This is a genomic window from Longimicrobium sp. (assembly GCF_036554565.1).
GTDB lineage: Bacteria > Gemmatimonadota > Gemmatimonadetes > Longimicrobiales > Longimicrobiaceae > Longimicrobium.
In genome coordinates this window covers 1-6000 of sequence record NZ_DATBNB010000099.1, presented here as the reverse complement: position 1 = coordinate 6000, position 6000 = coordinate 1, and the positions used below count along the sequence as shown (strand labels likewise).

The 6000-nt window shown below is 70.9% G+C and carries 7 protein-coding genes; 1 reads left to right on the top strand and 6 read right to left on the bottom strand.

Going from position 1 to position 6000, the window contains the following annotated elements; all coding sequences use genetic code 11:
• Positions 1–150: 150 nt before the first annotated feature.
• From VIB55_RS02710 to VIB55_RS02685, 6 genes are all read right to left on the bottom strand, one after another.
• The gene (locus VIB55_RS02710; protein ID WP_331875128.1) at positions 151–1710 is read right to left on the bottom strand and encodes a phospholipase D-like domain-containing protein; all 1560 of its coding nucleotides are present in this window, start codon (positions 1708–1710) and stop codon (positions 151–153) included.
• A gap of 102 nt (positions 1711–1812) precedes the next feature.
• On the bottom strand, positions 1813–2697 hold the full coding sequence (locus tag VIB55_RS02705; protein ID WP_331875127.1) for a fructosamine kinase family protein: 885 nt from the start codon (positions 2695–2697) through the stop codon (positions 1813–1815).
• Positions 2694–3221, bottom strand: coding sequence for a low molecular weight protein-tyrosine-phosphatase (locus VIB55_RS02700; protein WP_331875126.1), 528 nt, complete (start codon positions 3219–3221; stop codon positions 2694–2696). The genes VIB55_RS02705 and VIB55_RS02700 overlap by 4 nt, the downstream gene beginning before the upstream one ends.
• Positions 3221–4405, bottom strand: coding sequence for a LysM peptidoglycan-binding domain-containing protein (locus tag VIB55_RS02695; RefSeq protein WP_331875125.1), 1185 nt, complete (start codon positions 4403–4405; stop codon positions 3221–3223). The genes VIB55_RS02700 and VIB55_RS02695 overlap by 1 nt, the downstream gene beginning before the upstream one ends.
• Positions 4406–4409: 4 nt before the next feature.
• Positions 4410–5090, bottom strand: coding sequence for a DedA family protein (locus VIB55_RS02690; RefSeq protein WP_331875124.1), 681 nt, complete (start codon positions 5088–5090; stop codon positions 4410–4412).
• 129 nt (positions 5091–5219) lie between these two features.
• Positions 5220–5462 (bottom strand): hypothetical protein, encoded by a 243-nt coding sequence (locus VIB55_RS02685; protein ID WP_331875123.1) that lies wholly within the window; start codon positions 5460–5462, stop codon positions 5220–5222.
• 81 nt (positions 5463–5543) lie between these two features.
• On the opposite strand from VIB55_RS02685, the gene VIB55_RS02680 reads away from it, so the two are divergent.
• The coding region (locus tag VIB55_RS02680; RefSeq protein WP_331875122.1) for a HesA/MoeB/ThiF family protein at positions 5544–6000 on the top strand (457 nt) is incomplete at its 3' end.

The following is a 6000-nucleotide window of genomic DNA, read 5'->3' as shown; positions in this document are numbered from 1 at the left end:
GTTTAGTCAACCAGAGGATGCAAGAATCCGGAAAAACCAGGCTCCGCGGGGCCTGGATGTTTCCGGATCTGGGGGAGGGATGCAACCCGTTCGCGCGCTTCGATTTAGCAGGCGCCGCGCCGATTTCGGCCGCTGGACGCCTCGGAGCGATCAGGGTGGATCGCCACCGCGGGGCTGGGTGCGAATCCGCACGAACGCGGCGATGCCCAGGAGCGCGTAGAGCACGGCGCTGGGCCAGGCGATCACGCGGGGAACGAAGATGCCCAGCGCGGCCAGTCCCAGCAGGATGACGCCCCAGATGCTGACCCATCCCGAGTCTTCTCGGCCGATGGTGCGCTGGCCCACCAGCGCGCGGGCCAGCACCGACGCGGCGCGCGCCAGGCGGCCCAGGTAGCGGGCCACGCCCGTGCTGCGATACGACCGCATCCGCGCCTCGCGCGCGGCGATGCGCGTGGGCGACTCGTCTTCTTCCGTCGGCTCCACCACCACGCGCTCCACGCTGCGCCGGTCGCGCTTGGCCAGGGCGGGCACCCGGCGCGTGTTGCGCAGCCCTACCTCCACCGCCGACGTCAGGTCTCGCTCGAACAGCGCCTCCATCTCGGCCGCGAACTGCAGGTCCGTGACGGCTACGTCCAGTTCCCAGTTCCCCAGCAGCGACGCCAGGTTCAGGTTGCTGCTCCCCACCCGGCTCCAGAACCCGTCGGCCACGGCCGTCTTGGCGTGGATCATGGGCCCCTCCCACTCGAACAGCCGCACCCCCGCCTCCAGCAGCGGCCGGTAGCCGGCTCGTGACATCCCCCCCACGATCGGCCAGTTGTTGTACGCCGGCAGAAGCACGCGCACGTCCACCCCGTCGCGCGCGGCGGCGGCCAGCGCCTCGGCCATGGCCGGCGGAAGCACGAAATAGGGATCGGTGATCCACAGACGCCGCTCCACGCCCACGGCCACGAACTGCGACAGGCGGTAGATGCGGGAGCGCCCCGGCTCCCCTTCCACCACGCGGGCCGCCACGTTGCCCACCGTCCGCGTGGTCGCCGGGTCCGGAAGCTCGTCGGGAGGAAGGTGCCCACCCGTGGCGGCCCAGGTGGTGGCGAAGGCGCGGTCGATGACGGCCGCCACCGGCCCGCGGAACTCCACGCCCGTGTCGCGCCAGGGCGGAATGCCCGCGTCCGGATCGCCCGCCCACTCGTCGCCGATGCACATGCCCGACACCGACGCCCACTCGCCGTCCACCGCCACCACCTTGCGGTGGTCGCGGCGCATGAAGTTCAGTGGATCGGTCAGGGAAATGGGGGCGAACGCGCGCACCTCGGCGCCGGCGTCGCGCAGGGGCTTCCAGAACTTCCGCGGCGTGGCCCAGCACCCGATCCAGTCGTACAGCACCCGCACCTTCACCCCGGCGCTGGCCTTTTCGGCGAGCGCGTCGCGAAACCGCCGGCCGATGCGGTCGTCGCGGATGATGTAGTTTTCCAGGTGCACGTACCGCTCGGCACCGTGGATGGCGTTCAGCCAGGCGCGGAACGCATCCGTGCCGTCCACCAGCAGATGGGCCGTGTTTCCGCGCACCTGGGGAGCATCCGCCGAACGCATCATCGCCCGCTCGGCCATGCGCATCATCACGCGCATGGAGCCGGCGGACGCCTGCCTGGGCGCGCGCTCGGGCACGGCCTCGGGCGGGAGGAGCGGAAGGTCGGGAATCGTCTCTGACACACGCGCGGGGGTGAGGGTCCGTGGCAGGCTCCGCAAGCGGTCTGCCACGGGAAGGAAACGAGTGCGAAAGTGCCTGGTGAATCCGTCCGGAACGGCGCGGGATCAACTCGCCTTCTGCAGGATCGTGCGCAGCACCTCGGCGGTCTGCCAGATGTTCCCGCCGCCGAACAGGTTCACGTGAACGAGAAGGTAGTACAGCTGGTAGACGGGCCGCCGCGCCTCGTAGCCCGGCTGCAGCGGCCAGACTTCGCGGTATGCCGAGTGGAAGCGGTCGTCGAATCCGCCGCACAGGTCCGCCATCGCCAGGTCCACCTCGCGGTGGCCCCGGTAGGTGACGGGGTCGATCAGGGCGGCTCCCGCGGTGGTGGAGAGCACGTTGCCGCTCCACAGGTCGCCGTGCAGGAGCGACGGGCCGTCCTCGTCCGCGGGGCGGAGGATCGCGGCGAGGCGGTCGAACAGGCGCTCCCAGTCGGCCTCGCATCCCGGCAGGCGGCCCATGCGGCGGGCGAGGTCCAGCTGCGGCGCGAGCCGGCGGTCGCGCCAGAAGCCGGGCCAGGTGTCGGCCGGGGCGTTCTGCTGGGCGAGCGAGCCGATGAAGTTGTCTTTCTCCCAGCCCGAGGTGAGACCGACCGCGGCGCGATGCATCTGCGCGAGCCCGCGTCCCAGCCGCTCCAGGAACTCCGGCGAGCGGGCGGCCGGCTCCAGCCATTCCAGGGCAAGCCACGCGGGAGCCTCCCCATCCGCCTCCGCGTGCGCGATCACCTGGGGAACGACCAGCTCCGCCGCCTGCTCGCGGAGCTGGTCCAGCCCGTGCGCCTCTGCGGCGAACATGCCGGCGGGCGACTGGTGATTGTACTTCAGGAAGACGGGGCCGTCCGCCGTCTCCACGCGCGCCCCGTGGTTGATGCACCCGCCGGCCACCGGCGTCGCGGAGTGGATGGGCCCCAGGTGCGCCTCGGCGGCGCGGCGGAGGGCGCCCGGGATCACGGTGTCAGCCCGTGCTCTCGGACGATGTGGTCGAGCAGGCCCGCCGTGGCGCGCTCCACGATGTCGTGCACGTCGTCGAAGCCGCGTGCGCCGCCGTAGTACGGGTCGGGCACGTCGCCGTGGCCCGGATCGGGATCCCAGTCGCGCAGCCGCCCGACCGTGGCCGTCCCGGGCGAGCGCTCGCGCAGGAGCTGGATGCCTTGCATGTTCTCGGCATCCATCGCGATCACGTAGTCGAAGCGGCGCAGGTCGGCCGCGACCAGCTGGCGGCTGCTTCCCGTCAGTTCGATGCCGCGGCGCTTCGCCGTCTCCGTGCTGCGGCGGTCCGGCGCCGCGCCGCGGTGGTAGCCCGACGTTCCCGCCGAGTCGATCACGAACCGGTCTTCCAGCCCCCGCTCGCGCACCAGGTGCCGGAACACCGCCTCGGCCAGGGGCGACCGGCAGATGTTGCCCATGCAGACGAACAGCACGCGGATGCGCTCGTCGCGGGTGCCGGGCAGGTGCAGTTCCGCCTGGTCGGCCATCAATCCGGGGGCGGAATGGTCAGGCGCTGGCCGGTCCGCAGCTGGTCGGATTCCAGGTCGTTGGCGTCGATGATGTCCTGGCGCGTAACCCCGTAGCGCCGGGCGATTCCGAACAGCGTTTCGCCCGGTGCCACCGTGTGCGTGCGGGTGGCGGGACGGGCGGGCCGCGAGCCCGTGCGGTTCGGCGTGCGGGATGCGGCCGGCGTCTGTGGCTGCCGTGCCGTGCTCTGCGCCGAACCGGACGCGCGGGAGTCGCGGGCCGTCGCTGGAAGCCGAAGCACCTCGCCCACTTCCACGCTCTCCCAGTCCACATCGGGATTCATCGCGCGCAGCTGCGCCGCCGTTACGCCGTACCGCCGCGCGATGCCGAAGAAGGTCTCGCCCGCCGCGACGGTGTGCGTCGTGCGCCGCGTCCCCGGTGCCGACCCCTGAGCGGGACGGTTGGGCGTGGTCGTGCCGGAGCCAGTCGTCGTGCGGCCGCTGGCGGGAGTCGTCGCCCCCGTACGCCGCGAGGCGGTGTCGCGCGTGGCGGTGCGCGTCCGGGCGGCGGTATCGCGCGATGCCGTGCGGCTGCCGGTAGAGGCCGTGTCACGACGCGCGGTCTGCCCCGCGCTCGGGCGATTCGTGCCGCTCTGTCCCGTGCCTGTGCGGCGCGTGGACGTGGTGTCGCGTGACGCAGTGCGGCTGCCGCTCGACGCGGTGTCGCGACGTGCGGTCTGCCCGGTGCTGGTCCGCGTGGTCCCGGTCTGTCCTGTGCCCGTGCGCCGGGTCGCCGCTGTATCGCGCGCCGCGGTGCGCCCCGAGCCCGTGCGCGCGGTGTCGCGAGCGGACGCGCGCCGGGACGCCGCCGTGTCGCTGGCTGCCACGCGCGGCGGGGGAGCGGCTTCCAGCCACACGATCTCGCCCCGGGGTGGCCGGGGCGCAACCTGGCCGCTCGCCTCCACCGAGAACGGTCCGCGCCCGCCGTCGCGGGAGAACGGCCCGGGACGCGGAACGCTATCCGCCGCCGCCGTGCCGGGGGACGCCTCATCTTCATCCGCCGCGTCCTCGTTGGTGGAGCCGGACGGGGCGGGCTCGGCGAAGCGGATGGTGTCGCGCGGAGGGCGGCGGTTGGGCGTGCCCTGGGCCGCCGCCTCGGGGGCGGCGAGCGCGAGGGCCAGGATCAGCAGGGCGACGCGGCGCATTGGGTCAGGCCTGGGTGGGCTCCGCCGCCGCCTGCTCGCGGCGGTGCTTGAGCCATTCGAGGATCGGCGGAACGAGCGACACGAGGATGATGCCGATCACCACGTATTCGAAGTTGTGCTTCACGGCGGGGATGTTCCCGAAGAAGTACCCCGCGAACAGGAACGCGGTGATCCAGATTACGCCACCGATGACGTTGAACGACAGGAAGCGCGGGTAATCCATCCGCGAAGCGCCCGCCACGAACGGCGCATACGTCCGCACGATGGGAATGAAGCGCGCCAGGATGATGGTCTTTCCTCCGTACTTGGCGTAGAACCTCTCGGTTCGGCGGAGATATTCCAGCTTCATCACCCGCGCGTCTTCCTTGAATACCCTCAACCCCACCGCCCTGCCGATCTGGTAGTTGACGGTGTCGCCCAGCACGGCCGCGAGCATCAGCACCAGCCACAGGATGATGATGCTGAGCGCCTGCTCGCCGGGCTGGTTGTTGGCCGCCGCGGTGATGGCGCCCGCCGCGAACAGGAGCGAGTCGCCGGGGAGGAAGGGCGTCACCACCAGCCCGGTTTCGCAGAAGATGATCAGAAAGAGAATCGCGTACGTCCACGCGCCGTACTGGCGAAGCATGTCTGCCAGGTGCACGTCGAGGTGACGAAAGTAGTCGAACGCCTGTTGAAGGAACTCCATTCCCAGCCGCCGTTCAGGTGATTGCCGCAGCGGTGTACCCGCCGCGGTGCCGAATGGTATCGGAGGCGGAGGGGCGATTCAAGGATCGTGCTTGATGGCAGCAGGAACTCAGCCTCAGGCAGTCACCAATCAGTATTCCTCGCTCAGCCCATCCGCGGTCCCCAATCCCTCCTCCGCCAGCCCGCGCTCTTCGTCGGGATCCAGGCGCAAGCATGCCGCTGCGAGTCGGTCGCGCCGCAGCCGGCGCAGCTTGCGCGTCATCGCCGCTTCGACGAATTCAGCCCGGTCCGCAACCCGCTGCTGATCGACCCACTGATCGATTGCGGCCAGGAGCTCGGATTCGATCTCGACGATGATTCTTTTCTTCACCATCCGACCACCGTACTGCGATCGCGAGAGATGGTCAACGATCGCCCGGTTGCCCTGACCCGCGGCGGCCCCTAACCTGTCGCCATGAGCGAGCACGGACTTCCCACGCTGTCGGCCGACGAACACCAGCGGTACAGTCGCCACCTGATCCTGCCCGAAGTGGGCCCCCAGGGTCAGCGGCGGCTGAAGGCTGGGCGCGTGCTGCTGGTGGGCGCCGGCGGACTGGGGTCCCCCGCGGCCATGTACCTGGCCGCAGCGGGGGTGGGCACGCTGGGCATCGTGGAGTTCGACGTGGTGGATGCCAGCAACCTGCAGCGGCAGGTGATCCACGGAACGTCCGACATCGGCCGTCCGAAGCTGGAATCGGCGCGCGACCGCATCGCCGAGATCAACCCGCACGTCCGCGTGGAGGGCTTCGCGCTGCGCCTCACCTCGGCCGACGCGCGGGAGATCGTGCGCGGCTTCGACGCGGTGATCGACGGCACGGACAACTTCCCCACGCGCTACCTGCTGAACGACGCATGCGTGCTAGAGGGGAAGC

What these genes read in the sequence shown, in the direction of transcription:
- VIB55_RS02695 (WP_331875125.1), bottom strand. Translation starts at nt 4,405, where the DNA reads ATGCGCCGCGTCGCCCTGCTGATCCTGGCCCTCGCGCTCGCCGCCCCC.
- VIB55_RS02700 (WP_331875126.1), bottom strand. Translation starts at nt 3,221, where the DNA reads ATGGCCGACCAGGCGGAACTGCACCTGCCCGGCACCCGCGACGAGCGC.
- VIB55_RS02685 (WP_331875123.1), bottom strand. Translation starts at nt 5,462, where the DNA reads ATGGTGAAGAAAAGAATCATCGTCGAGATCGAATCCGAGCTCCTGGCC.
- VIB55_RS02690 (WP_331875124.1), bottom strand. Translation starts at nt 5,090, where the DNA reads ATGGAGTTCCTTCAACAGGCGTTCGACTACTTTCGTCACCTCGACGTG.